Raw genomic sequence first — 25368 nt, 5'->3', positions numbered from 1 at the left:
GCATGGGCGCTGGCGCCATGCTAGAATCCCCGACAGGCCACGCGTGGCCGGAATAACGGGTAGATCCCGGGCAGACAGAAACATGCATATCACTTTATCGAACTATCGCTCCATGGGCGGCGCCTTGCTGGTGGCCGCCAGCCTCCTTTCCCCAGCCGCGCATGCCACGGCGGCACCGTCGGCGCCAGCGGGAAAAACCCTGTCTACGCTGCTGGCGCGCGGCCCTTTGCCGCGCCTGAGCGAGGATGCGCAGGTACGCGCCGCGCTGTTCGATTTTTTCGGCTATGCGCGCGGCAGCTACACGGAAGATGATGAGCTGCTGCTGGAGCAGGCGCTCGAAGCGATCAGCGAAAAGCGCGACGCCACGCGCACCGTGCTGCCCGATGGCCGGCAGTTGCTGGCGTCGATGAATGACCGCAACCAGGGGCGTGAACGGGGCGCCATGCTGCTCGACAAGCGCGGCGCCCTGATCGCCTTCGGCCTCGTCAACGGCCATTGCCGCCTCGAAGGGCGGCCGCTGGCCAAGACCTGCAATCCCGATCCGAACGCCGTGCTGACCGTGTTTCACCGCAAGGGCATGCTGGTCGACGAAGCGGCGCCGCTGCTGGCGTGGGCCAGGCAGCTGCCGCCGATGCTGGCGCTGATCGCTGCCGACAAGGAAGCGGGCGCCGACGGGCAAAAGATCGCCAGTGTCGAATACGTGCTGGCGCGCCCGGCCCTGCCAGGCTGGAACCGCGCGCAGTTGCCGCCCGCGTTTCCGCCGGCGCTGCTGCCGCTGCTGCTCGATAAATCCACGGTGCTGACGTCGGCCGGCGCCGGCGTGTTTGCCTATCCGCTCACCCTCAAGGGCAAGAAGCAGAACAATGTGCTGGACCAGGCCGAAGGCCGCCCGCCACGCGACCTGGAAGTGGCGCTGCGCAGCTATGCCAGTTTCGACACCGTGGTGGAACGCTACCGGCAGATGGCCAAGGGCGCCAGGGTGCAGCGCAACGAGCGTACCGCCTACCTCGATGGCGACATGGGGCAGGGCAGCTACCGCGTCTACATCCGCAATACGGGCACGGACGGCGTGATGATCGACGTCGCGCTATGGCAGCGCAAGCTGGCTGCCAGCCGCTGATGTCAACGCCGTTTTCAACACGCTGTTTTCAATAGTAGGGCGCCTTGGCGTAACCGAGCTGCGTCAATTGCGCGTCAATTTCCTTATCGCGCTGTCTTTTCCCCGTCCCAAAGCTGAACTGCCGCAGTGCGCGCGGCAAGCCCTCGGCCACCAGCATGTCGAAATCGAGCTGCGTCTGGCTCACCGCCAGGGCGCGTAGCGCAGGCAGCGCCGCGACGCCGCGCAAGCGCAGCAGCGTCTTGCAGTTGCGCAGAACCAGCCATTCGAGCATCGGATTGGCGCCCAGGCTGATTTCCGTCAATTTGATCTGCTCTTCCACCGAAAGCCGCGCCAGCAGTGGAAAGCGGCCAATATCGCCCAGGTTTTCCATTCCGCGCACGCGCACCACTTCCAGCTCTTCCAGCCGCGGCGCCGTGACGTGGGCGATCGATGCGCGTCCACCAAGGATGAAGCGCAGCCGCGTCAGCGCCGGCATGGCGCTGACGAAGTCCACCTCATCCCTGCTCTTGACCTGCGACAGCGACAGTTGCGTCAGCGCGGGCAGGGCCGTGATGGCGTCGATGTTTTTCACGTGGCCCGTCGTGTGCAGCTGCGCCAGCTGCGGCCAGTGCCGCAGCGGCGCCAGGTCGATCTGGCCCTTGCCCGTTTCGCCCAGGCTCAGTGCTTCCAGGCCGCGCAGGGTGTCCAGCGCCAGGATATCGAGTTCGGCCAGGTGATGCACGCCCAGGTGCAGGCGCTTCAAGCGGCCCAGCTCGCCCAGCCGCTCGAGGTGAATGGCGCGCATGTGGCAGTCGAGCGACAGGTTGACGGCATGCGGCAGCGCGCGCAGCACGTCGGCGTCGAACGGTTCGGCACTGGCGCCGAAAAAGCGGATTTCCAGCGCCGGCCCGCAGGTGGCGGCCAGGGCGTCGAGGTCGGCCAGCAGCGGCGCCGGCAAGCGGTCCTGCGTAAACTGGACGGTGACCTGCTCGTCGTTGCCGATGAGCGAGCGGATGGCCGCCGCGTCGATGCGCGCGGGCTGGTGGATGCGGTGTTGGGTGGGAGGCTGGTACATGGGGTGATTCCTGTGCGAGAAGAGCGCTGCCTTACAGGCGCGCGTTGCTGTAGCCGCGCTCCGCCAGCTGCGCCGCGATGGCGTCGTCGCGTGTTTTTTTGCCCGTGCGCAGGCGCACGTGCGTCAGCGACGCGGGCAGATCCTGCAGCAGCGCGTCCACGTCGAGCAGGGTTTCCGATGCCGACAGCTGGCGCAGGGCAGGCAGGGCGGCAAGGCCGGGCAGGCTGTCGAGCGTTTTGCAGGTGTGCAGGTTCAGGCGTTCGAGAGCGGTGTTCTGGCCCAGCACGACCTGGCGCAGCTTGATCTGGTCTTCCACCCACAGCGCCTGCAGCAGCGGGAAGCGGCCGATATCGCCCAGCTGCTGCAGTCCTCGCACGCGTATCACTTCCAGCTGTTCCAGCAATGGCGCTTCGATGTCCGCCAGCGATTCGCGGCCGCCCAGCTGCAGTTTCAGCTGCCGCAGGCGCTCCATACCAGACACAAAATCCAGCGCCACCTTGTTCTTGATGCGGTACAGCGACAGGTCACGCAGCGCCGGCAGGCCGGCCAGGGTGTCGATGTGCTGGTGGTGGCCTTCGATGGTCAGGCTGGACAGGTGCGCATAGTGGCGCAGGGGCGCCAGGTCGATATTGTCCTTGGCCGATTCGCCCAGATGCAGGTGCTCTAGTCCGCGCAAATTCTCCAGCTGCAGGATGTCGGCTTGCGCCAGCTCGTACACGCCCAGGCTCAGGCGCTTCAGGTGGCGCAGCTCGCCCAGGGTTTCAAGATACAGGGCGTTGCGGTGGCAGTCGATGGACAGGCTGGCCACATGCGGCAACGCGCGCAGGATGCGGGTATCGAACACCCGCGGGTCGTAACCGTAGATACGGATGGTCAGCGCCGTGCCGCAGGTGGCGGCCAGGGCGTCGAGGTCGGCCAGCAGCGGCTCCGGCTCGCCCAGGGTATTGAACTGCACCAGCACCTGCTTGCCATCGGCGATGGCGGCGCGGATCGCCGTGGCGTCGATGTGCTCGGGGTTCTGGATGCACTGCGGTCGTGTTGCTTGCGTCATCGTCACAGTCCTATGGGGTAGCTTACCTGCCTGGGGGGCGGACAGCCTTCCGGCCCCGGGAAGGTCTGCTTGCCCGTGTCGTCGTAGCGCTTGCCGCACGCGACGAGCACGCGCTGGCGGAAGGTATAGATGCTGGCCACCTTGCCGTTCGGGTGGTAGCAGATATTGTCGCCATCGCGGTCGGCTGAAGCGTAGCTGATCATCGACTCGCCATTCACCGTGCGCGTGCTGTGGCCGCGGCGCGGTTCCGTGCATTTGAGCTGGCCGCTTTCGTAATATGCGTTGACGACGGAGGTATCGGCCGCGCGGTCAACCAGCAGTTCGTCCTTGCGCTTGCCGTTCGGGTAGTTCGAATAGCCTTCCTGGCGCTGGCCGTACTGGAAGGCGTAGTAATACTGCGGCTTGCCGTCCGGGTAGTACATGTGATGGTATTCGCACACGTCGTCGCGCGTGCTGCCGTACTCTTTGAACGTGCAGCGGTGGATGTCGTTGAGCAGCTGGCCGTCTTCGTAATATTCGCGCAGGTGCGTGAGCAGGCGGCCCTGGTCGATGACGGCCAGGCGCTCCGGCTTGCCGTTCGGGTAGTAGCGCGCGTCCAGGCCCTGTTTCTTGCCGTTGTCCCACAGCGTATCGAGGCGCAGGATCTTGCCGCTGTCGTCGAACGCCTGCTCGCGTCCGTCGAGCTGGCCGTTGCGGAACGTGGCCGTGTAGACGACGTACTCCTTGCCGGCCGGGCCAAGGTAGCGCGTGCGCGCGCCATCGAGCACGCCGGCCTGGTAATGGTCGCGCAGACGCAGCGCGCCGCCGGCGTCCGTGTCCAGCGCCTCGCCCTGTTTCTTGCCTTTCACAAAAGTGACGCTTTGCGTGGCCTTGTCCTTGAGCTTGAGTTTCCATGGCCCGTCGCGCAAGCCGTCGATGAAGCTGCCGTCGCCGTCTTCCGTGATCCACGGCCCGTGGCGCGCGCCGTTGACGTAGTTGCCATGCGTTTGCAGCTTGCCGGCCATGCGGCGTTCGTGCGGGCCATTCAGCTGGCCGCCCGCGTAGGTATCGAAACCCGTCACTTCGTCTTCGTCGGCATAGTTGACGACTGTCCAGCGGCCTTCGCGCTTGCCGGCCCGGTACATGCCGCTCTCGCTTTGCTTGGGGTAGTCGAAGTGCCACAGGCCTTCTCGCAGGCCGTTGACGAAATGGCCTTTCTCGCTGCCTTCGTGCATGCCTTCACGCACCCACAGGCCCTGGCGCTTGCCTTTCACGTACTGGCCGCGCTCGACGACCGTGCCGTCGTCCCAGGCCAGGCTGTAGATGACGGACGGGCCGTCCTCGCTGCCCGTGAATTGCCGCGGCGCCGTTTCCCACGTCACTTGCCACAGGCGGTAGTTGGGCAGGATGCCGGCGCCCGCGTCGCTGTACAGCGTGTAGCTGGCCGTCAGGAAGCGCTCGCCCTTTTTCTCGAAGGTTTTCTTGTAGGTGATGGCGTCCTTGGCGCCTGCCGCCACGGGCGTGCCGTCGTCGCTGTAATAGCCGACCACCGTGCCTTGCGTATGGTCGATGGCGTCGAAGTCCGCATTGCCGCTCTTGCCCCGGGCGACGCTGTAGTCCATCGGCGCCAGCCTGGCCAGCGCCGCCTTGACCTGGCCCGCGTTGGGACTGGTGCCTTGCGCCACGATGCGGTTCAGCGCCGGCTGCAAGCCGTCCAGGCGCCGGTACTTGCCGGAACTGCGGTCGTAGCGGTAGGCGCGCAAGCCGTTCTTGCCGTCCTGGCGGAACAGCACCAGCATGGTTTGCACGCTGCTGTCCGATTCCTTGTCCAGCGAGGCGTAGAAGACGGAGCGGATGGCGGCGTTGCCGAACCGGTCGAGCGGCAGGGTTTTCGCGCTGGCGCCCGTGCATTCGCAATAATAGCCGTTGACGCCATCCTTTTCCTTGAGGAAGGCGATGTCCAGGCCGCTATCCTGCGAGGCGGCAATGGCGGGATGGGCGAGGGTCTTGCCTTCGTAAAAAGGCGCGCCGTGGGCCAGCGCAGAACAGAGGAGCAAAGGCAGAAGCAGACGTTTCATCGTGAGGCTGGCGCCGGGGCGCCGCAATGGAAAGGCCACGATTCTGCCTGCGTTCTTCCTTGTGGGCAAATGCGCGCGCGTATCGTGTGCGCTGCGCGCCCTGGCCGTCAGTGCTGGTGCGCGGCGCAGAACTCCAGCAGCATCCGCTCGCCTTGCGGCCAGGGGCCGTAGCCGGCGTCGCCGTTGATATGGCCGGCGTCGCCGATCAGGGTGAAATCGCTGCCCCAGGCGCTGGCAAAGGCTTGCGCGCGCGCGACGCTGACATAAGGATCGTCGCCGCTGGCGAGCACCAGGCTGGGAAACGGCAAGGCTTGCAGCGGCATGGGGGCGAAGCCCGTCGTGCCTTGCGGGTAAGAGGGCGCTTCCACGTCGCTGGGCGCGACCAGAAAGGCGCCGGCAATCCGGTGCGGCGAGCCGCTGGCAGCCCAGTGGGCGACCAGCGCGCAGGCCAGGCTGTGCGCCGCCAGCACGGGCGGGCGGGGACAGGCAGCGATGGCGCGATCGAGCTCCGTCACCCATTCGTCCCTGTCCGGCGCCTGCCATTCGCGGTGCGGCGCGCGCGACCAGTCCGGGTGGCGCGCCTCCCAGTGGGTTTGCCAGTGCTGCGGCCCGGAATTCCACAGGCCGGCCAGGGTCAGGACGAGAGGCGACATCATTTCTCCTATTAGCATGCCTGACAAAATCGTAGCGAGCGGCAGTGCGTTGTAGCCGGGATGCGCAGCGGTGCGCATGCACAGCGAGCATTGCCGGCCGCAAGGCGCGCCGCGCGGCAGATTTGGTCTGGCAGTTTTATAACTCAGTGCGAAGGGCGAACAGTTCCGGGAACAATACCACGTCGAGCATCTTGCGCAGGTAGCTGACGCCGGCCGTGCCGCCCGTGCCCGTCTTGAAGCCGATGATGCGCTCGACCGTCGTCACGTGGCGGAAGCGCCAGAAGCGGAAGGCCGTCTCCAGGTCGACCAGCTTTTCGGCCAGTTCGTACAGCGCCCAGTGTTTCGACGGGTCGCGGTAGACTTCCAGCCACGCCGCCTTCACGGACGCGTCGGCGCTGGTCGGCAGGGTCCAGTCGGCATCCAGGCGTTCGGGGGCGATATGCAGGCCGCTGCGCGCCAGCAGCTTGATCGATTCATCGTAGACGGATGGCGTGCGCAGGGCAGAGTCGAGCACTTTGTAGGTGTCGGGCGCCGTCGTGTGCACGTTCAGCAGGGCCGCGTTCTTGTTCCCCAAAATGAATTCGATTTCGCGGTACTGGTAGGACTGGAAACCGGACGAGGCGCCCAGGTAGGGGCGGATGGCCGTGTACTCGGGCGGCGTCATGGTCGCCAGCACGTCCCACGCGTGCACCAGCTGGTCCATGATGCGCGCCACGCGGGCCAGCATCTTGAAGGCGGGCGCCAGCTCGCCGTTTTGCAGGTTGGCGCGCACGGCGTGCATCTCGTGCAGCATCAGCTTCATCCACAATTCGCTGGTCTGGTGCTGCACGATGAACAGCATCTCGTTGTGGTTGGGCGACAGCGGATGCTGGGCCGTCAGGATGCGGTCCAGCGCCAGGTAGTTGCCGTAGCTCATGGACTCGCTGAAATCCATCTGTGCGCCATGCCACTGCGCGTCCTGGCCGCCGGCATGCATGGGGCAGCCGCTGGTATTGTCCTTGTTCATATTCTTCTCGTCGCTCATGGGATGGTTCAGGTGACCGCGTCGCGCTTGGCGGCGATGTCGTACGCTTGCGTGTCGAGGATGTCGCGCAGGATCTCGACGGCATCCCAGACGTCGGCAAAGCTCGTGTACAGGGGGGTGAAGCCGAAGCGCATGATGGCCGGCTCGCGGTAGTCGCCAATGACGCCGCGCGCGATCAGCGCCTGCATCACGGCGTAGCCGTGCGGATGCGTGAAGCTGACCTGGCTGCCGCGCCGCGCATGTTCGCGCGGCGTGACGAGCCCCAGCGGGTGGCTGGCGCAGCGCTGTTCCACGAGGGCGATGAACAGGTCCGTCAGGGCCAGCGACTTGCGGCGGACGGCCTCCATGCTGGTTTGCGCGAAGATCTCCAGGCCGCATTCGACGAGGGCCAGCGAAACGATGGGCTGCGTGCCGCACAGGGCGCGTTTGATGCCGTCGGCCGGCGCGAAGGAAGGATCCATGGCGAACGGCGTGGCGTGGCCCCACCAGCCGGACAGGGGCTGGCGGAAGCGGGCCTGGTGCTTTTCCGGCACCCAGATGAAGGCGGGCGAGCCGGGGCCGCCGTTCAGGTATTTATAGGTGCAGCCGACCGCCAGGTCGGCGCCGGCGCCATTCAGGTCCAGCGGCACGGCGCCGGCCGAGTGGGCCAGGTCCCACAGCGCCAGCGCGCCTTGCGCGTGGCAATGGCTGCTGACAAGGGCCATGTCGTGCTGGTAGCCGGTGCGGTAATTGACGTGCGTGAGCATGGCGACGGCGCACTCGGCATCGATGGCCTGCGCCAGTTCCTCGGGGCTGTCGACGAGGCGCAGCTGGTAGCCGCGGTCCAGCCAGGCGGCCAGGCCTTGCGCCATGTACAGGTCGGTAGGGAAGTTGCTGCGTTCGCTGACGATGACGCGCCGCGCCGCGCGCGCCGGATCGGATGCCTGCATCTGCAGGGCGGCGGCCAGGGCCTTGAACAGGTTGACGGAAGTGGTGTCGGTGATGACCACTTCGCCCGTTTGCGCGCCGAGCAGCGGGGCCAGGCGGTCGCCGAGGCGCTTGGGCAAGTCGAACCAGCCGGCCGTATTCCAGCTGCGGATCAGGTCCGTGCCCCACTCGGCCGTGATGACTTGCTGGGCGCGGGCCAGGGCCGCCTTCGGCCGCGCGCCGAGCGAGTTGCCGTCGAGATAAATCACGCCGGCGGGCAGGTCGAACTGCAGGCGCAGGGGCGCCAGAGGGTCATCGAGGTCGCGCGCAGTGCAGTCTTGTCGAGAAGTCATGGTGGCTTTCATATTGATACTTATCTGGATGGCATGATATTGCTTGAGGCTTAAAGTATCACGCGAGAGCAGCAGTGTAGCAAATCCCGGCAGGAAAGCGCGATTGCCGGCGGTGGCGGGCCACGGAAAAATGCGGGCTTGCGGGGCGTCAACGAAAAAAATCACGCTTTTTAAAAATATTTTCAAAAAACCCTAAAGTTCCTCCAGACGCCGCCGTCAATGAATACATGACACGCGGAAATCCGTCGAACAAGAACCGCAGGTTTTTTAAATATTTTTTAAAAAAGGCCTAAAGTTCCCGTCGGAGCTGCCGTTACATAGGTAGATGGGCTTGATTCAGGTCAAGCTGTTGTAAAAAAGTGATATTTATTGCAGGTCAAAAGTCAGCTGATTCTGACCCCTTGCATACTTCCGGAATCCGCGCCGTTGCTGGCGTGCGAACCCCATTGAGCGGTGTTTGTCAGACAAACACCTACGCTCCTGCCCGCCATTCCCCGACCAAAAATACAGCGCTACGCCTCTGTTGCGTTTGATGTTGCTCCTGCAGAATGTATCTCACTGGCAACAAACAACGCCAGCTGAATTCAACGGATTGAGGAGATGGAAATGACTGCTAACGATATGATGGCTGAGATTCGCGACGCTAACCTGAGCTACCTGATGCTGGCTCAGCAAATGATTCGTGCGGACAAGGTAACGGCCATCTTCCGTCTCGGCATTGCCGCTGAAATCGCCGAATTGATCGAAGGCATGAGCAATGCGCAAATCCTGAAGCTGGCTGGCGGCAACATGATGCTGGCCCGTTTTCGCTTCGACGACAGCGCCATCCTTGGCATGTTGACGAACTACAATAAAGACCGCTCGCTGGCCCAGTCGCACGCTGCCATCCTGATGGCAGGCCAGGGCGTCGAAGAAATCGCATAAGGTTCCCGGCAAAGCGCCCATGGCGGCGTTGCCTTGCCTCGCAGTACATTCTTACCGTTTTCGGCAACGCGGCTTGCCCTGAATATTTTTGCCGGCAACCTTCAGTCAGCATCAGTCACATCCGGAGTAGTCAGCATGGCCAAGAAAAGTGTCGTATCGGAAGCGCAGGAAATCCAGCTGGCCATCGAATTGATACAGCTTGGCGCCCGTTTGCAATTGCTGGAGACCGAAGTCTCGCTGTCGCGCGAACGCCTGTTGAACCTGTACAAGGAATTGAAGGGCGTCTCGCCGCCGAAGGGCATGCTGCCGTTTTCCACCGACTGGTTCATTACCTGGCAACCGAATATCCATTCCTCGCTGTTCATCAATATCCACAAATTCCTCGTCGACCACGCCGGCGCCACCGGCATCGAGGCGGTGATGAAGGCCTACAAGCTGTATCTGGAGCAGATGCCGCCCGAAGCGGGCGAAGAGCCGCTGCTGTCGCTGACCCGCGCCTGGACCCTGGTGCGCTTTTTCAGCAGCAAGATGCTGGACATGGCGCCTTGCGGCAAGTGCGGCGGCAAGTTTGTCGTCAATTGCCTCGACCTGAACGCCGATTATGTCTGCGGCCTGTGCCACATGCCTTCGCGTGCCGGCAAGACCAAGAAGGCGCGCGACGAGGCGGCCGCGGCAGCGCCGTCCGGCCTGGCTGCCTGATACCATCCTCCCCAATATATATACAGTGAATGCCGGAGCCGGTCGCCAGACCGGACTCCGGCTTTTTCATGGCGCTTTCGCCGTACACTGGCGCTTTCCCTTTCGAGCTTGCCCACATGCTGCAACAAATCCTGCGCGCGCCCGCGCTCAAGGCCATCCTGATCCAGGTACTGGCCTTTCCCCTGATGCTGTTGCTGGTGTATGCCCTGGCGCGCCTCGGTGTCGCCATGTCGCTGCTGGCCGTGGCCGGCGTGCAGGGCATGCTGGCGGCGATCATCACCTGGCGCGCGGGCCTGGCGCGCTGGTGGTGCGCCATCGGCCTGCTGTTCGCGCCGGCCCTGCTGGGCGCCAGCCTGCTGGACTTGCCGCCTGCCGTCTTCCTGGTCGCCTTTGTTTTCCTGTTGAGCCTGTATTGGTCCACGTTTCGCACGCAAGTGCCGTTCTATCCGTCGGGGCCGAAAGTATGGCAAGCCGTGGCGCAGCTGATCGCCGAACGGCCCGGCGTGCGCCTGGTCGACATCGGCAGCGGACTCGGCGGCCTGGTGCTGGACCTGGCGCGGCGCCGTCCCGACGGGCATTTTGCCGGCATCGAACTGGCACCGCTGCCGTGGCTGGTGAGCCGGCTGCGCGCGCGCGCCGGCGGCAGCCGCGCGCGCTTCCTGCGCGGCGATTACGCGGCGCTCGATTTCAGTGCCTACGACGTGGTGTTTGCCTACCTGTCGCCGGCCGTCATGTCGGCCCTGTGGCTCAAGGCTGAAAAAGAAATGTTGCCCGGAAGCATGCTTCTTAGTTACGAATTCAAGATTGCGGCACGTGAACCCGATAAGACCATTGCCGCCACAGAGAGTGGCCCCTTGCTCTACATATGGTGCTTTTAAGCAATTGTCTGCGTTATTTGCTTGCCCGGAGGACAATCTCACGTTATTGTAGTTCCACACGGCATTTTGTTGGATTTGGGTTGAAAAGCGGGGCATTTCAATCTACCTTTGGTTACATTTTTTGCCGCTGTTCCCCGCCCGTGGCACAGCCTCCGGCTGCAGGGAACTGGTTTGAGCATGCCGGGCGCGTCAGCCCGGCCCTATTTGGGAGTCAGGGCACTTGTTAGTCATAATCGGATACATCGTCGTCTGCGCCTCGGTTTTTGGCGGTTTCGCGCTGGCGGGCGGCCATCTGGCGGCGTTGTTCCAGCCGGTGGAGCTGCTGATGATCGGCGGCGCCGCCCTGGGCGCCTTCCTTGTTGGTAACAATAACAAGGCCATCAAGGCCACCCTGGCGGCCTTGCCGACCCTGTTCAAGGGGTCGCGCTATACCAAAGAGCTGTACATGGAGCTGATGTCGCTGCTGTTCGAAGTGCTCAGCAAGGTGCGCAAGGAAGGCTTGATGTCGATCGAAGGCGATATCGACAGCCCGCAGGAAAGCCCGCTGTTTTCCAAGTATCCGGCCGTGCTGGCCGACCACCATATCGTCGAGTTCATGACCGATTACCTGCGCCTGATGGTATCTGGCAACATGGACGCGTTCCAGATCGAAAACCTGATGGATAACGAGATCGAGACGCACCATCACGAAGGCGCGGTGCCGGCCCACGTGATCGCCAAGGTGGGCGACGGCTTGCCCGCTTTCGGTATCGTCGCCGCCGTCATGGGCGTGGTGCACACGATGGAATCGGTGGGCATCCCGCCGGCCGAGCTGGGCATGCTGATCGCGCACGCGCTGGTCGGCACCTTCCTCGGCATCTTGCTGGCCTACGGCTTCGTCGGTCCGCTGGCCAGCCTGCTCGAGCAGAAGCTGGAAGAGTCGAGCAAGATGTTCCAGTGCGTGAAAGTGACCCTGCTGGCCAGCCTGAACGGCTATGCGCCGGCGCTGGCCGTGGAATTCGGCCGCAAGGTGCTGTTCTCGACCGAGCGTCCGACGTTCAACGAGCTGGAAGAGCACATCAAGAAATCGAAAACGAAGTAAGCAGTGAAGACACGCACAGATACCATGAGTCAATTGCAGTGCAGGGAAGGGGAACGCCATGGCCGATGAAGGCATGCGCCCGATTATCGTCAAGCGCATCAAGAAGACGGCTGGCGGACACCATGGCGGGGCGTGGAAAATCGCCTACGCCGACTTCGTCACGGCCATGATGGCCTTCTTCTTGCTGATGTGGCTGCTTGGCTCGACGTCGAAGGGCGACTTGAACGGCATCTCCGAATTCTTCAAGACGCCGCTGAAGGTGGCGATGGCGGGCGGTTCCGGCAGCGGCGAGAGCAACTCCGTGATCCAGGGCGGCGGGCAGGACCTGTCGCGCCAGGATGGCCAGGTGCGCAAGGCGCAGGAAGAGCAGCAGCGCAAGTCGTTCGACCTCAATTCGGCCAAGGCCGCGCTCGAACGCGAGGAGGGCCGGCGCCTGCAGGCGCTGAAGGCGCGCATCGAAGCGACCATCGACGCCAATCCCCTGCTGAAAAAATACAAGAATCAGTTGCTGCTCGATATCACGAGCGAAGGCTTGCGCATCCAGATCGTCGACGAGCAGAATCGTCCGATGTTCGCCCTGGCCAATGCCAACTTGCAACCGTACACCAAGGAAATCCTGCATGCGATCGGCTTCGTGCTCAATGAAGTGCCGAACCGCATCGGCCTGTCCGGCCATACGGATTCGACGCCCTACATGAGCGATGCCGGCTACAGCAACTGGGAACTGTCGGCCGACCGCGCGAATGCGTCGCGGCGCGAACTGGTGATCGGCGGCATGAATGAAGACAAGGTCCTGCGCGTCGTGGGACTCGGTTCGGCTGCCCACCTGGACAAGCTCGACCCGTTCAACCCGATCAACCGGCGCATCAGCATCATCGTCATGAACAAGCGCACGGAAGAGAACGTCCTGCGCGATGGCTCGGCGATGGAGTTGCCGGTGACCGATGCCGCCAGCGCCGCAGTCGCCTCGGGGCTGGTGGCCGGTTCGCCGCCCCCCGCGGCGCCCGTCCCCAGCCCGGCAGCGGCGAAAAAATAACACGCAAGGCCGTCAACGCGTGGTGTATTGAAACAATGAGACCTTTATGACAAGAAAGAAAATACTTGGCTCGCATGTAAAGCGCCTGCTGTCTGGCGTGTCGGACCATGGCCGCAAGCACTTGACGGAGGTGGAAACCGACCTGGTGCAGACCGGCATCTTGCTGGAAGAGGCGATCGAGAAGCTGTCCTTCAATTTCATGGCCATCCACGCGGCCGTCGCGGCGCAGCAGGACACCATCGCCATGCTGCTCGAAGGCGGCGTGCCGCCGGAGGAGCAGCGTACAAGGCTGCTGGCGCTGCAGGACGAGGTGGGCGGCTATGTCAACGCCGCCATCACCAGCCTGCAATTCCAGGACATGACCAGCCAGCTGATCGAGCGCACCCTGAAACGGGTGACGGGCTTGCGCGAGTTCCTCGGGACGTTGGGCTCGCATGGCGCCGAGATGTTGCCAGAGAGCGATAACGAAGAAATTGTCGCCCTGCTGGGGCGGGTCAGCATGGCGCTGGCGATTCAAAGCCTGGAGTTGCGCAGCGTGCTGCGCAAGGCTGTCAGTCAGCAGCATTTGGAAAGTGGCGACATCGAGCTGTTCTAGCATGCCAGTGCGGAACGCTTGCGGTTGCATGGATTGATTAATCAAATACTCGGGCAGGATGCCCGGAATAAGTGGGAGCAAAGATGGCCAAAACGATACTTGCAGTGGACGATTCCAGCTCATTGCGCCAGATGGTGGCGTTCAGCCTGAAAGCCGCCGGTTACCAAGTGGTGGAGGCCGTCGACGGCCAGGATGGACTGGAAAAAGCCAAGCTGCAAACCGTGGACCTGGTGCTGACGGACCAGAACATGCCGCGCATGGACGGCCTGGAGCTGATCAAGCTGCTGCGTGAACTGCCGACCTACCAGAAGGTACCCATCCTGATGCTGACGACGGAGTCGTCGGACGAAATGAAGTCGAAGGGACGTGCCGCCGGCGCCAATGGCTGGCTGGTCAAGCCGTTCGATCCGCAACGCCTGATCGAGGTGGTCAAGAAGGTGATCGGCTGATGCCAGCCGCGCAGCGCAACGATGCAATTGACGGAGTCACCATATGACCATCGATATTAGCCAGTTTTTCCAGGTCTTTTTCGATGAGGCCGAGGAACTGCTGGCTGAAAAGGAACGGCTGCTGCTGGCCGTCGATATTGCGGCGCCCGACGCCGAAGACCTGAATGCGATTTTCCGCACTGCCCATTCGATCAAGGGCGGCGCCTCGACGTTCGGCCTGAGCGACATGAGCGAGGTGACGCACATCCTCGAGTCGCTGCTCGACCGCATCCGCCAGGGCCAGATGGCCCTGACGGCGGAACACGTCGACGCCTTTTTGGCCGCCAAGGACATCCTCAAGATGCAGCTCGACGGCCATCGCCTGGGCAGCGCCGTCGACCAGGACGCCGTGGCCAATGTGCGCATGATGCTGCAGTCGTTCTCGCAGGACGTGCCGGTGGCCGCGCTCACACCCGTGGCGCCAGCCTTCCACACGGCGGAAAAGGAAGCCGTCAGCCATGCCGGCGGCCAGCGCATCCGCCTGGAACTGCCGGCCATGGAGCAGCGCGAAGTCGATGCGCTGGCGGCCGAACTGGGCTTGCTGGGCGACGTGGCGGTGTCGGCGCTGCCCGACGCGCGCAGCGTGCTGGAAGTGACGACGCATGAAAGCCTGGACGATATCCTGGCCATCTGCTCGTTCGTGCTCAATCCGGACGACATGGTGATCACGCAGGCGCCGCCGTTGGCGCCAGGCGAAGCCGATGCGGCCCGCGCGGCGCAGGAAAAGGCGCAGGGCTATGGCTTCTTCGACCCCTTGCCCGGCGTTCCCGCCGCGCAGGCGGCAGCAGATCCAGGCTACGGCTTCTTCCAACCGATCGAGGAAATCCGCGCCGCCGCGCAGGGCGAGTCCAGCGACGCCCAGCGCGGCTATGGCTTCTTCCAGCCGCTCGAACAGATCCGCGCCGATGCCGCCAAGGCCGGTGCCGCCACTGCCGGCGCGGCCATCGTGCAAGCCGTGGCCAGCCTCGTGGCCGAAGTGGAGCAGGACAAGAAGCCGTCGAAGAAAGAGGGCGACAAGGCGGGCGCCGAATCGTCGTCGATCCGCGTCTCGATTGAAAAGGTCGACCAGCTGATCAACCTGGTGGGCGAACTGGTGATCACGCAGGCGATGATCGAGCAGCGCGCCGGCGCGCTGGACCCGATGCTGCATGAAAAACTGCTCGACAGCGTCAGCCACCTGACGCGCAACACGCGCGACCTGCAGGAAGCGGTGATGTCGATCCGCATGATGCCGATGGATTTCGTCTTCTCGCGCTTCCCGCGCATGGTGCGCGACCTGGCGACGAAACTGGGCAAGAAGGTCGACTTCATCACGAATGGAGCGGCGACGGAACTGGACAAGGGCCTCATCGAGCGCATCGTCGATCCGCTCACGCACCTGGTGCGCAACAGCATCGACCATGGCGTGGAAATGCCGGCCGCCCGCGTGGCCGCCGGCAAGACCGAGGCGGGCCGCTTGTTCCTCTCGGCCAGCCACCAGGGCGGCAACATCATCATCGAAGTATCCGATGACGGCGCCGGCCTGAATCGCGAACGCATCCTGGCCAAGGCGCAGCAGCAGGGGCTGGACGTGTCCGAGAGCATGAGCGACGCCGAGGTGTGGCAGCTGATTTTCGCGCCCGGCTTTTCCACCGCCGAAGCGGTCACCGACGTGTCGGGCCGCGGCGTGGGCATGGACGTCGTCAAGCGCAATATCAGCGCCATGGGCGGCGTCGTCGACATCCGCTCGGCGAAGGGCTTCGGCACGACGATTTCCATCTCGCTGCCGCTGACCCTGGCCATCCTGGACGGCATGTCGATCCGCGTCGGCGACGAAGTGTATATTTTACCGCTGGGCTTTGTCATCGAATCGCTGCAGCCGGCCGTTGAAGACATCAAGGACATCGCTGGCCGCGGCCAGGTGGTGAAGGTGCGCGGCGAATACCTGCCACTGATCCCGCTGTACCAGATGTTCGACATCGCGCCGCGCTTCACCAGTCCATCGGAAGGCATCTGCGTGATCCTCGAGACGGAAGGGCGCAAGGCGGCGCTGTTTGTCGATGACCTGGTCGGACAGCAGCAGGTCGTGGTGAAGAACCTCGAATCGAATTACCGCAAGGTGGTGGGCATTTCCGGCGCCACCATCCTGGGCGATGGCGGCGTGTCGCTGATTCTCGACGTCGCCGCCCTGATCCGTTCCTCTCGTCAGCTGGCTGACGAGTCCATTTTTTCGTAACACCGATAGATAAAAGATAGGAAACCACCATGTCAGATACTCAACAAACATCCGGAAGCAAACCGGGCGACGGCAAGGACATCGCCGGCCGTGAATTCCTGGCCTTCACCCTGGGCTCCGAAGAGTACGGCATCGATATCCTGAAGGTCCAGGAGATCCGCGGCTACGAAGCGGTGACTCGCATCGCCAACGCGCCGGAGTTCATCAAGGGCGTGATCAACCTGCGCGGCATCATCATTCCCGTGGTGGACATGCGCATCAAGTTCAACCTGGGCACGCCCGTGTACGACCAGTTCACGGTGGTGATCATCCTGAACATCGGCGGCCGCATCGTCGGCATGGTGGTCGACAGCGTTTCCGACGTCACCACGCTGACGCCGGAGCAGGTGAAGCCGGCGCCGGAAATGGGCACGGCCTTCTCGACCGATTACATGATCGGCCTGGGCACCATCGACGAGCGCATGCTGATCCTGGTCGATATCGACAAGCTGATGTCGAGCAGCGAGATGGGCCTGATCGACAAGCTGGCGGCGTAAGCGGCAGCAAGGCGGCGCCCGGTGCGCCGCCGTTTGACCACGCAAAGAATCACTACAGATATGCATGTACCGGCGCGGGAAAGCAATCCTCGGGAAATTATTGTGAATTTATGACGAACAGAACCGGATGCCGTGCAAGGCGCCTGCAGCGACGCAGTGCGCGCACTGCTAGCTGCGGGCAACACCGCACGGCGCCGGTTACGGAAGTCAGAAGTCAGAATAATTTATTGGGGGGTGCTTACTTGAGGCGCGCCGGCAGGCTGCAAGGTCCGTCAGAGACCCGGCCATAACACGGTACCGCACGGTTGAGCGGGCGCCGTTCACATAAATATTGGAGACTGTAATGAGTTTGCGCGATTTTAAGATAGGTACGCGGCTGGGCATCGGTTTTGGCAGCATCCTCGCCATCCTCGTGGTGGTAGTGGTGGCCGCCAATGCCCTGAACTACCGCAACAAGGCCGAGCTGTTGTCCGGCCTGGCGCTGGCCGGCGAGAAAAATACACAGGCATCGCTGATGAAAAGCGCGATGCTGGAAACGGGTATTGCCATGCGCAATATCGGCTTGCAGGGCGATGTCGGCCTGATGCAGGCGGAAGAAGGCAAGGTGCGCGAGCACCGCAAGCTGTATGACGGCGCGCGCGACAAGCTGGCCAGCCTGGGACTGTCCGACAGCGAGAAGGCGCTGCTGGCCAATATCGCCAAGGCCGACGGCGAAGTCGATGCCGCCTTCAAGGAGGCGATGGGGCAAGTGCTGGCGTTTAACAGCGAGGGCGCGGCGAAGGTGATTGCCACGCGCATCGACCCGCTGAACAAGAAGACGCTGGCCGATATCAACAAGCTGCTCGACTTGCAGCATGTGGCGCAGCAAAGCTTCATGGATGGTTCGCTGGCGGCCGATGCGCGCCTGATGACGGTGCTGCTGATCCTCGGCGGCGCGGCCGTGGCGATCGGCGCCTGGTGCGCCGTGTTCATCACGCGTTCGATCACGGTGCCGCTGTCGGGCGCCCTGGCCGTGGCGCAGAAAGTGGCGGCGGGCGAGCTGACGTCGCACGTGGTGGTCGAGGGCAAGGATGAAACGAGCGCGCTGCAGCAGGCGCTGAAGGACATGAACGAGAGCCTGGTGAAGACCGTCAGCGACGTGCGCAACGGCACGGACACGATCACCGTGGCCTCGCGCGAAATCGCCAGCGGCAATGCCGACCTGTCGGCGCGCACGGAAACGCAGGCCAGCTCGCTGGAAGAGACGGCGTCGTCGATGGAAGAACTGACGTCGACCGTGAAGCAGAACGCGGACAATGCGCGCCAGGCCAACCAGTTGGCCGTGTCGGCATCGTCGGTGGCGGAGCAGGGCGGCAGCGTGGTGGCGCAGGTGGTCGACACCATGGGTTCGATCAAGGACAGTTCGCGCAAGATCGTCGACATCATCGGCGTCATCGACGGCATCGCGTTCCAGACGAACATCCTGGCGTTGAATGCCGCGGTGGAGGCGGCGCGCGCGGGCGAGCAGGGCCGCGGCTTTGCGGTGGTGGCGTCCGAAGTGCGTAATCTGGCCCAACGATCCGCCGGCGCAGCGAAAGAGATCAAGGGCCTGATCGGCGACTCGGTCGACAAGGTCGATGCGGGCAGCCGCCTGGTGGACGAGGCGGGGCAGACCATGGGCCTGATCGTCACGTCGATCCGGCAGGTGGCCGACATCATGGGCGAAATCACGGCGGCGACGCAGGAACAGAGCCATGGCATCGAAGAAGTCAACCAGGCCATCGCGCAGATGGACCAGATGACGCAGCAAAATGCGGCGCTGGTCGAGGAAGCGGCGGCGGCGGCCGAAAGCATGCAGGATCAGGCGCAGAAACTGGCCGACGCCGTCAGCATCTTCAAGCTCGATGGCGACGGCATGGCGCCACAGGCACCGCTTGCGGCGCCTGCATCCGTCAAGGCGGCCGTGGCGCGCCCGGCCCTGAAGGTGGCGGCGACGAGTACACGGCGGTTGGCAAAGGCGGCGCAAGCCGTTGCGCCGGCGCCGGCGAAAAAGCTGGCGGCAGCCGGCGGCGATGACTGGGAAGAGTTCTGACGCCAACCCGGTCCCGCTAGGTAGCATTGCAAAGGCATTGTTCAGAGTAGTCATAGAGAGGTAAAAACAAATGCCGCAAACTAAAACGGATTCGGTCAAGGAGTTTGACTTCACCGGCAAGGACTTCGAGCGGGTTCGGGCCATGATTTACAAGCGGGCCGGCATCGCGCTGGCCGACAGCAAGCAGGAAATGGTCTACAGCCGCCTGGCGCGGCGCCTGCGCGCGACCGGCATTTCCTCGTTCGTCCGCTACCTGGATGACCTGGAAGCGGGCCGCATGGGCGACGAGTGGGAAGCGTTCACGAATGCGCTGACGACGAACCTGACGTCATTCTTCCGCGAGGCGCATCACTTCCCGCTGCTGGCCGAGCATGTGAAGAAACTGAGCGGGCCGATCACCATCTGGTGTTCGGCCAGTTCCACCGGCGAGGAGCCGTATTCGATCGCCATGACGGTGTGCGAGGCCTTCAATACGCTCACGCCGCCGGTCACCATCATCGCCACCGATATCGATACGAATGTGCTGGCCACGGCCGCCAACGGCGTCTACAACCTGGACCGGCTCGACAAGATGCCGGCCGACCGCGCGCGGCGCTTCTTCTTGCGCGGCAAGGGCGATCGCGAGGGGCAGGTCAGGGTGCGCCCGGAGTTGCGCCAGATGATCACGTTCAAGCCGCTCAACCTGCTGGCTGACAGCTGGCCCCTGACGGGACAGTTCGACGTCATCTTCTGCCGTAATGTGATGATTTATTTTGACAAGGCGACGCAGCGCAAGATCCTGACGCGCTTTGTGCCGTTGATGAAGCCAGATGCCCTGCTGTTTGCCGGCCATTCGGAGAATTTTCTGTACGTGTCGGATTCATTGAAGCTGCGCGGTAAAACAGTTTATGAGCTCGACCAGCCACGGGGCAGCGTCCCCAAGGCATCGTTGCATCGTACATGAGAGTGAGATATGAGCCTGGAACCCAAAGAGCAATTTGCCACTAACGTCTATTACGACAGGACGTTCAATTGTGACGCCGCCAAGATCCTGCCTGGGGAGTATTATTTCACCAACAAGGACATGCTGATCGTCACCGTGCTCGGCTCCTGCGTCTCTGCCTGCATCCGCGACCGGGTCACGGGGCTGGGCGGCATGAACCATTTCATGCTGCCCGACGGCGGCAGCGATACCAACAGCCCGATCTCGGCCTCCATGCGGTATGGCACCTACGCCATGGAGATCCTGATCAATGACTTGCTGAAGGCGGGAGCACGGCGCGAGAACATGGAAGCGAAGGTGTTTGGCGGCGGCGCCGTGCTGCGCGGCTTCACGGCGATCAACGTCGGCGAGCGCAATGCGGCTTTCGTCATCAATTACCTGAAGGCGGAGAAGATGCGCGTGGTGGCGGAAGACCTCAACGACATCCACCCGCGCAAGGTGTACTTCTTCCCGCGCAGCGGCAAGGTGCTGGTGAAAAAGCTGATGCAGACGCATAACGACACACTGGTGCGCCGCGAGCTCGATTACGCCAGCCGCCTCAAGGTGGCGCCGGTCGGCGGCGAGATCGAACTGTTCTAAACGCCGGACCAAACCTGCTGCGCGTCGCGCTTTGCGGCTTGCGATGCGCACCGTGCCCCGGCACGGTTGCGCTTCTCGGCCACAGTTCGCAGCCGCTCGCGGCGGTTTTGTCAGGCGTTCTTACCGATTAAGAATAAGGGCCGCAAGGCCTGGAAGGATAACTATGAAGATCAAAGTTTTGATCGTGGATGATTCGGCGCTGATCCGCAGCGTGATGACGGAAATCGTCAACAGCCAGCCCGACATGGAAGTGGTGGGCGCGGCGCCCGATCCGCTGGTGGCGCGCGAGATGATCAAGCAGACCAATCCCGACGTGCTGACGCTGGATGTCGAGATGCCGAAGATGGATGGCCTGGACTTCCTGGAAAAGCTGATGCGCCTGCGTCCGATGCCGGTGTTGATGGTGTCGTCGCTGACCGAGCGCGGTTCGGAAATCACCATGCGCGCGCTGGAACTGGGCGCCGTCGATTTCGTCACCAAGCCGAAGATCTCGATCCAGAGCGGCATGCGTGAATACACGGACATGATCGCCGACAAGATCCGCGCGGCTTCCAAGGCGCGCATCCGCGCACGCACCTTGCCGTCGGCCAGCGACAAGACGGCGGCGCCGCTGCCAGCCTTGCGCAGCCCTTTGACGTCGAGCGAAAAGCTGATCATCGTGGGCGCCTCCACGGGCGGCACGGAAGCGATCCGCGAATTCCTCATGCAGATGCCGTCCGATTGCCCCGGCATCCTGATCACGCAGCACATGCCGGAAGGGTTTACGCGCTCGTTCGCGCGCCGCCTCGATTCGCTGTGCAAGATCTCGGTGCAGGAAGCTGCTGGCGGCGAGCGTATCCTGCCTGGCCACGCGTATATCGCGCCTGGCCATTCGCACCTGACCCTGACGCGCAGCGGCGCCAACTACATGACCAAGATCGACCAGGGCGAGCCGGTCAACCGCCATCGCCCGTCCGTCGACGTGCTGTTCCGTTCGGCCGCGCAATCGGCTGGCAAGAATGCCGTCGGCGTGATCCTCACCGGCATGGGCAAGGATGGCGCGCAGGGTATGCTGGAGATGAAGACGGCGGGAGCGTATAATTTTGCCCAGGATGAAGCCAGTTGCGTCGTCTTCGGCATGCCGCGCGAGGCGATCGCCATCGGCGCCACGCATGAGGTTGGCGCTTTGACGGCGCTGCCTGGCATGGTGCTGGGACATCTGGCTGCGCATGGCATGCGCGCTTTGCGCGTGTAAGCCACGTTTTATATGATCTGCGGCAAGTTTGTTCGCCTAAAAGCAACGAAAATGCTATCCTATAACTTGCTGCCGTAGTGTCGACCATAATGTCGGCATTCATGTCGATATTATTAACAAACCGCTACAGAAACAACGGAGTTATTCATGGCTGATCCAAAGATGAAATTTTTAGTCGTTGACGATTTTTCGACGATGCGCCGCATTGTCCGGAATCTGTTGAAGGAACTGGGTTATGCCAACGTCGACGAGGCGGAAGACGGCGTGATGGGCCTGGCCAAGCTGCGCGCGGAATCCTACGATTTCGTCGTCTCGGACTGGAACATGCCCAACATGGACGGCCTGACGATGCTGCAGCATATCCGCGCCGATCCGGCACTGGCCAAACTGCCCGTGCTGATGGTCACCGCCGAAGCGAAAAAGGAAAACATCATCGCCGCCGCCCAGGCTGGCGCCAGCGGTTATGTCGTCAAGCCGTTCACGGCCGCGACCCTCGATGAAAAGCTGAACAAGATTTTCGAGAAACTGGAAAAGGCTGGCGCTTAAGCACGCCAGCAGGCCTGGCCGGCAGCCTCGTCTTGCGAGGGCGCGCGGCCATGTGAAAAAACGCTGTCAGGTTGCCCTGGCAGCGTTTTTTTTCATCCCCGCTTTTGCGCCTCAGGCGGCGGGGATGGACAGCAGGTCGTCGATGCCGATGCGGCGGGCAAAGCTGATGCGCACCTGTTCGGCCACTGCCGATACTTCCTGCGCGCCGTCGCCGATAAAGTCGATCACCGTGCGGAACGGCCGCTGGCCGGCGGGCAGGCCCACGACGCGCACGATTTCCTCGGCCACGGCCAGCGGGTCGGCATCGTCCGGCGTCAGGGCCGACAGGCGCGCACCCACCTCGTCCATCAAGCCGTCATAGCGCGCGTACGCGGCGCTGGTTGCCTGGTCGGCCGGCTTGCCCGCATTCGGGAAGTGCGCCGTGCCGCGCGTAAAGGCGCCCGGCGTGACGATGGATGTCTCGATGCCAAAGCGCGTCAATTCATACGACATGGTGACGGCGATGGAATCCATGGCCGCCTTGGCGGCCGCATACGGACCCATGAACGGCGGAAAGCCGCCGCGCGTGGTGGTGCTGCTGATCCACAGCAGCAAGCCGCTGCCTTGCGCCCGCATGGCGGGCAGGGCGGCCTTGTTGACGCGCTGGGCGCCGATCACGTTGGTGTCGAAGACGTGCTGGATCTCTGCCGGCGCAAACGCTTCCATGGGGCCGGTGACGAGGCCGCCCGCATTGTGGACGACGACGTCCAGCCGGCCCTGTTCGGCCAGGATGGCGGCGATGGCGGCATCTGCCGACGCTTGCGACAGCACGTCCAGTTCCAGCGCGCGCAGGTCGGCGCCACGGGCCGTGGCGTAGTCGCGCAATTCCTGCACGCGCGGCCCATTGCGTCCCAGCGTGTCGCGCATGCTGGCATAGACCGTGTGGCCGGCGGCGGCCAGCGCGCGGGCGGAGAGGGCGCCGATGCCGGTCGAGGCGCCCGTAATCAGAATGACTTGTTGCATGATGGATTCCTTTGATTGATCGATTGAGCGATTGATTGAGTCTTCACGGCGCCTGGCAAGACCGTGGCGAGCGTCAGGGATTTGTGGCCGGGAAGCGCAACCGCAGCAAAGTACGGCGAGCATCGCAGGCCGCAAGGCGCGACGCGCAGCCGGTTTTGGCTGGCGCTATACGAGGCCGCCGTTGGCGCGCAGGGTCTGGCCATTGACCCAGCGGCCATCCGCTCCGGCCAGGAAGGCGACGGCGGCGGCGATGTCGTCCGGCGTGCCCAGGCGCTCGAGCGGGGCCATCTTGCTCATGCGCTCTATCGTTTCCTCCGTCTTGCCGTTCAAGAACAGGCCCGTGGCCGTGGGGCCGGGGGCGACGGCGTTGACGGTGATGTCCTTGCCGCGCAATTCCTTGGCGAAGATATTCGTCATCGTCTCGATGGCCGCCTTGCTGGCGGCATAGACGGAGTAGCCGGGCAGGGCCAGGCCGATCACGCTGGTGGAGAAATTGACGACGCTGCCGCCATGGCGCAAGCGGCTGGCCGCCTGGCGCATGGTGTTGAAGCTGCCCTTGACGTTGATGGCGAACAGGCTGTCGAAGGTGGCGTCGTCCGTGTCGGCCAGGGTGGGCAGCACGGGCGGCATGATGCCGGCGTTATTCACCAGCACGTCGACGCCGCCGAAGGCCGCTTCCGCCGCATCGAACAGCGCTTGCACCTCGCCCGCATCGGCCACGTTGGCCTTGACGGCGATGGCCGCGCCGCCGTCGGCCACGATGGTCGCCACCAGCTTGTCTGCTTCGACATTGCCGCTGGCGTAATTGACGACGACTTGCATGCCGTCGCGGGCCAGGCGGCGGGCGATGGCGGCGCCGATGCCGCGCGAGGCGCCGGTGACGATGGCGACCCTGGCTGGGGTGGATGCTGTATTCATGGTGGTTCTCCTGTCGTGGTGGAAAGGCCCGAAAGAGCGAGCCAGTGCAGCCATTGTGAGCTTTATTTATATGTGGATAAAGATGGTGAAAATGCTTTCAGTGTGCAATTCAGATTAATAATGATTGTTGAGCCATTTGGCATGATGCAGGCAGGAATACCCCCTTTATCCGCCTGGCGGGCCTGCCTATAGTGAGGCTTTTCCCATGGAGCCCAGCATGTCCCGACGCATGACCGTTGCACGATTCTCCCTTGTTGTCCTTGCCGCCGGCGCGCTGTTCCTGCCGCTGGCCCGCTACGCCTGGTCCGTCAATGCCGCCCAGGTGCCCCCCGCCATGCAAGCTTCCGTCACCTATCCGCACCTGTTGCGCAAGACGCCATTCTTCACGCAGTTGACCGCGGCGCAGCTGCGCACCGTCATTGCGCAGTCGCACGAGTGGGAAGTCCGGGCCGGCACCGTCATCGCCAGCAGCGGCGACGCCGATGGCGCCATCTGGATATTGCTCGACGGTGGCTGGCAGGTGGAGGCGGGCGGGAAAATCCATCCGGCGCTGCACGACGGGGCAGGCAAATGGTATGGCGGCGACGCCGTGAGAGGGACCGCCTTGGCGTCGCGGCTGGTGGCGAACCGGCACAGTTATGTGCTGTGCATCGCGGCGGCGGATTTTGCCCGCATGCGCGAGCAAGGCTACGATTTCGACGCGCATGTGCGCCAGGGCGAGCAGTATTACGGGCAGCTGTTGCGGCAGATCGACTAATGGTGATTAATTTCCAAAATGAATGAAATATTTCCAAAAGTTAACTTTACACGTCAAATAATTTGGCCCATGATCGCTGCAGTATTTCCCCTTTGTCCCCGACCCCGACAAGAAGGAGCGCAGCATGCGCCGAGCACCCGTATTATTTTTTGCCTTGAGCACGACCCTCTTGGCCGCCTGCGGCGTGAGCATTGAGCAAGCCGCCGTGGCGCCTGTCGCGCCAGTTGTTGCCGAGCTGCCATCCGATGCCCAGGAAGCGACCGTGCAGCCGGCTGCCGAGGGCGACGGCAGGCATGCCTACCTGCACCGCGTGGGTGGCCACGACTATGTCAGCCTGAATCAGAGTGGCCCGCAGGGCGGTTTGCCCATCCTGACGGGGGTGCGGCGCCATGTGCGCGCCATCCGCCTGCTGGCTGCCGATCCGGCGCAGGCGCGGGCCATGCTGCGCAGCCTGAAGCTGCCCGCGCATCAGCGCAAGCTATGGGGAGGGCAGGAAATCGTGCTCGATGCGGCCAGCTACGACATGCTGCAGGCGGCACGCGGCAGAGGCAAGTCGCTGTATGCCGAGTTGAGACTGGTGGGGCTGGAGAAGTAGGAAAGATTTGCAAA

25 protein-coding genes are annotated in these 25368 nt (G+C 63.4%); 17 read left to right on the top strand and 8 right to left on the bottom strand.

From position 1 onward, the window contains the following. Positions 1-82: 82 nt before the first annotated feature. Positions 83-1120: a hypothetical protein gene (locus tag AC1RDJ_RS25790; RefSeq protein ID WP_493029128.1), complete on the top strand. Its 1038-nt coding sequence runs from the start codon at positions 83-85 to the stop codon at positions 1118-1120. Positions 1121-1148: 28 nt separating this feature from the next. On the opposite strand, the gene AC1RDJ_RS25785 is transcribed toward AC1RDJ_RS25790, so the two are convergent. From AC1RDJ_RS25785 to kynU, 6 genes are all read right to left on the bottom strand, one after another. Then, on the bottom strand, positions 1149-2174 hold the full coding sequence (locus tag AC1RDJ_RS25785; protein ID WP_493029127.1) for a hypothetical protein: 1026 nt from the start codon (positions 2172-2174) through the stop codon (positions 1149-1151). Positions 2175-2205: 31 nt separating this feature from the next. Further along, on the bottom strand, positions 2206-3225 hold the full coding sequence (locus tag AC1RDJ_RS25780; RefSeq protein ID WP_493029126.1) for a leucine-rich repeat domain-containing protein: 1020 nt from the start codon (positions 3223-3225) through the stop codon (positions 2206-2208). Positions 3226-3227: 2 nt separating this feature from the next. Beyond that, positions 3228-5282 (bottom strand): hypothetical protein, encoded by a 2055-nt coding sequence (locus tag AC1RDJ_RS25775; RefSeq protein WP_493029125.1) that lies wholly within the window; start codon positions 5280-5282, stop codon positions 3228-3230. Between the two features lie 107 nt (positions 5283-5389). Next, on the bottom strand, positions 5390-5935 hold the full coding sequence (locus tag AC1RDJ_RS25770) for an RBBP9/YdeN family alpha/beta hydrolase (protein ID WP_071326584.1): 546 nt from the start codon (positions 5933-5935) through the stop codon (positions 5390-5392). 136 nt (positions 5936-6071) lie between these two features. Then, positions 6072-6959: a tryptophan 2,3-dioxygenase gene (gene kynA / locus AC1RDJ_RS25765; protein WP_071324474.1), complete on the bottom strand. Its 888-nt coding sequence runs from the start codon at positions 6957-6959 to the stop codon at positions 6072-6074. Positions 6960-6967: 8 nt separating this feature from the next. Next, positions 6968-8218 (bottom strand): kynureninase, encoded by a 1251-nt coding sequence (gene kynU, locus AC1RDJ_RS25760; protein WP_493029124.1) that lies wholly within the window; start codon positions 8216-8218, stop codon positions 6968-6970. Positions 8219-8824: 606 nt separating this feature from the next. Here kynU and flhD point away from each other — a divergent pair. From flhD to cheY, 14 genes are all read left to right on the top strand, one after another. After that, a complete protein-coding gene (flhD, locus tag AC1RDJ_RS25755) occupies positions 8825-9142 on the top strand; it encodes a flagellar transcriptional regulator FlhD (protein WP_034758381.1) in 318 nt (105 codons plus the stop codon). A 135-nt stretch (positions 9143-9277) separates the two neighbouring features. Beyond that, a complete protein-coding gene (gene flhC / locus AC1RDJ_RS25750; RefSeq protein ID WP_071324473.1) occupies positions 9278-9841 on the top strand; it encodes a flagellar transcriptional regulator FlhC in 564 nt (187 codons plus the stop codon). 116 nt (positions 9842-9957) lie between these two features. After that, positions 9958-10719 (top strand): class I SAM-dependent methyltransferase, encoded by a 762-nt coding sequence (locus AC1RDJ_RS25745; protein ID WP_493029122.1) that lies wholly within the window; start codon positions 9958-9960, stop codon positions 10717-10719. Between the two features lie 220 nt (positions 10720-10939). After that, entirely contained in the window at positions 10940-11800 is an 861-nt protein-coding gene (gene motA, locus AC1RDJ_RS25740) for a flagellar motor stator protein MotA (RefSeq protein ID WP_071324472.1), read from the top strand. A 58-nt stretch (positions 11801-11858) separates the two neighbouring features. Beyond that, complete coding sequence (gene motB / locus AC1RDJ_RS25735; RefSeq protein ID WP_071324471.1) at positions 11859-12836, top strand: flagellar motor protein MotB; 978 nt, start codon at positions 11859-11861, stop codon at positions 12834-12836. A gap of 46 nt (positions 12837-12882) precedes the next feature. Then, the gene (locus AC1RDJ_RS25730) at positions 12883-13431 is read left to right on the top strand and encodes a chemotaxis protein (protein ID WP_071324470.1); all 549 of its coding nucleotides are present in this window, start codon (positions 12883-12885) and stop codon (positions 13429-13431) included. Between the two features lie 83 nt (positions 13432-13514). Further along, the gene (locus AC1RDJ_RS25725) at positions 13515-13880 is read left to right on the top strand and encodes a response regulator (protein WP_034758362.1); all 366 of its coding nucleotides are present in this window, start codon (positions 13515-13517) and stop codon (positions 13878-13880) included. 43 nt (positions 13881-13923) lie between these two features. Continuing rightward, the gene (gene cheA / locus AC1RDJ_RS25720; protein WP_071324469.1) at positions 13924-16134 is read left to right on the top strand and encodes a chemotaxis protein CheA; all 2211 of its coding nucleotides are present in this window, start codon (positions 13924-13926) and stop codon (positions 16132-16134) included. A 29-nt stretch (positions 16135-16163) separates the two neighbouring features. Next, positions 16164-16670, top strand: coding sequence for a chemotaxis protein CheW (locus AC1RDJ_RS25715; protein WP_071324468.1), 507 nt, complete (start codon positions 16164-16166; stop codon positions 16668-16670). 343 nt (positions 16671-17013) lie between these two features. Then, the gene (locus tag AC1RDJ_RS25710; RefSeq protein WP_493029120.1) at positions 17014-18741 is read left to right on the top strand and encodes a methyl-accepting chemotaxis protein; all 1728 of its coding nucleotides are present in this window, start codon (positions 17014-17016) and stop codon (positions 18739-18741) included. A 70-nt stretch (positions 18742-18811) separates the two neighbouring features. Continuing rightward, positions 18812-19684 carry a CheR family methyltransferase gene (locus tag AC1RDJ_RS25705; protein WP_071324466.1) on the top strand — a complete coding sequence of 291 codons (873 nt, stop codon included), beginning with the start codon at positions 18812-18814 and terminating at the stop codon, positions 19682-19684. A 9-nt stretch (positions 19685-19693) separates the two neighbouring features. After that, positions 19694-20302, top strand: a complete 609-nt coding sequence (gene cheD, locus AC1RDJ_RS25700; RefSeq protein WP_071324465.1) for a chemoreceptor glutamine deamidase CheD — start codon at positions 19694-19696, stop codon at positions 20300-20302. Between the two features lie 163 nt (positions 20303-20465). Then, entirely contained in the window at positions 20466-21536 is a 1071-nt protein-coding gene (locus tag AC1RDJ_RS25695) for a protein-glutamate methylesterase/protein-glutamine glutaminase (RefSeq protein WP_071324464.1), read from the top strand. A gap of 147 nt (positions 21537-21683) precedes the next feature. After that, on the top strand, positions 21684-22082 hold the full coding sequence (gene cheY, locus AC1RDJ_RS25690) for a chemotaxis response regulator CheY (protein ID WP_010396677.1): 399 nt from the start codon (positions 21684-21686) through the stop codon (positions 22080-22082). 111 nt (positions 22083-22193) lie between these two features. Here the strand turns inward: cheY and AC1RDJ_RS25685 are convergent, their stop codons facing one another. Both AC1RDJ_RS25685 and AC1RDJ_RS25680 read right to left on the bottom strand, forming a co-directional pair. Further along, positions 22194-23084 carry an SDR family NAD(P)-dependent oxidoreductase gene (locus AC1RDJ_RS25685; RefSeq protein WP_493029119.1) on the bottom strand — a complete coding sequence of 297 codons (891 nt, stop codon included), beginning with the start codon at positions 23082-23084 and terminating at the stop codon, positions 22194-22196. 165 nt (positions 23085-23249) lie between these two features. Next, the gene (locus AC1RDJ_RS25680) at positions 23250-24002 is read right to left on the bottom strand and encodes an SDR family oxidoreductase (protein ID WP_493029118.1); all 753 of its coding nucleotides are present in this window, start codon (positions 24000-24002) and stop codon (positions 23250-23252) included. A 217-nt stretch (positions 24003-24219) separates the two neighbouring features. On the opposite strand from AC1RDJ_RS25680, the gene AC1RDJ_RS25675 reads away from it, so the two are divergent. Together AC1RDJ_RS25675 and AC1RDJ_RS25670 are read left to right on the top strand one after the other, a co-directional pair. Continuing rightward, complete coding sequence (locus AC1RDJ_RS25675; RefSeq protein WP_493029117.1) at positions 24220-24759, top strand: hypothetical protein; 540 nt, start codon at positions 24220-24222, stop codon at positions 24757-24759. Positions 24760-24883: 124 nt separating this feature from the next. After that, on the top strand, positions 24884-25354 hold the full coding sequence (locus tag AC1RDJ_RS25670; protein WP_493029115.1) for a hypothetical protein: 471 nt from the start codon (positions 24884-24886) through the stop codon (positions 25352-25354). Positions 25355-25368 lie beyond the last annotated feature (14 nt).

The organism is Janthinobacterium sp. GW822-FHT07H10, from assembly GCF_058798675.1.
The sequence above is the reverse complement of the archived record's forward strand: the minus strand, read 5'-3'. Positions and strand labels throughout refer to the sequence as shown.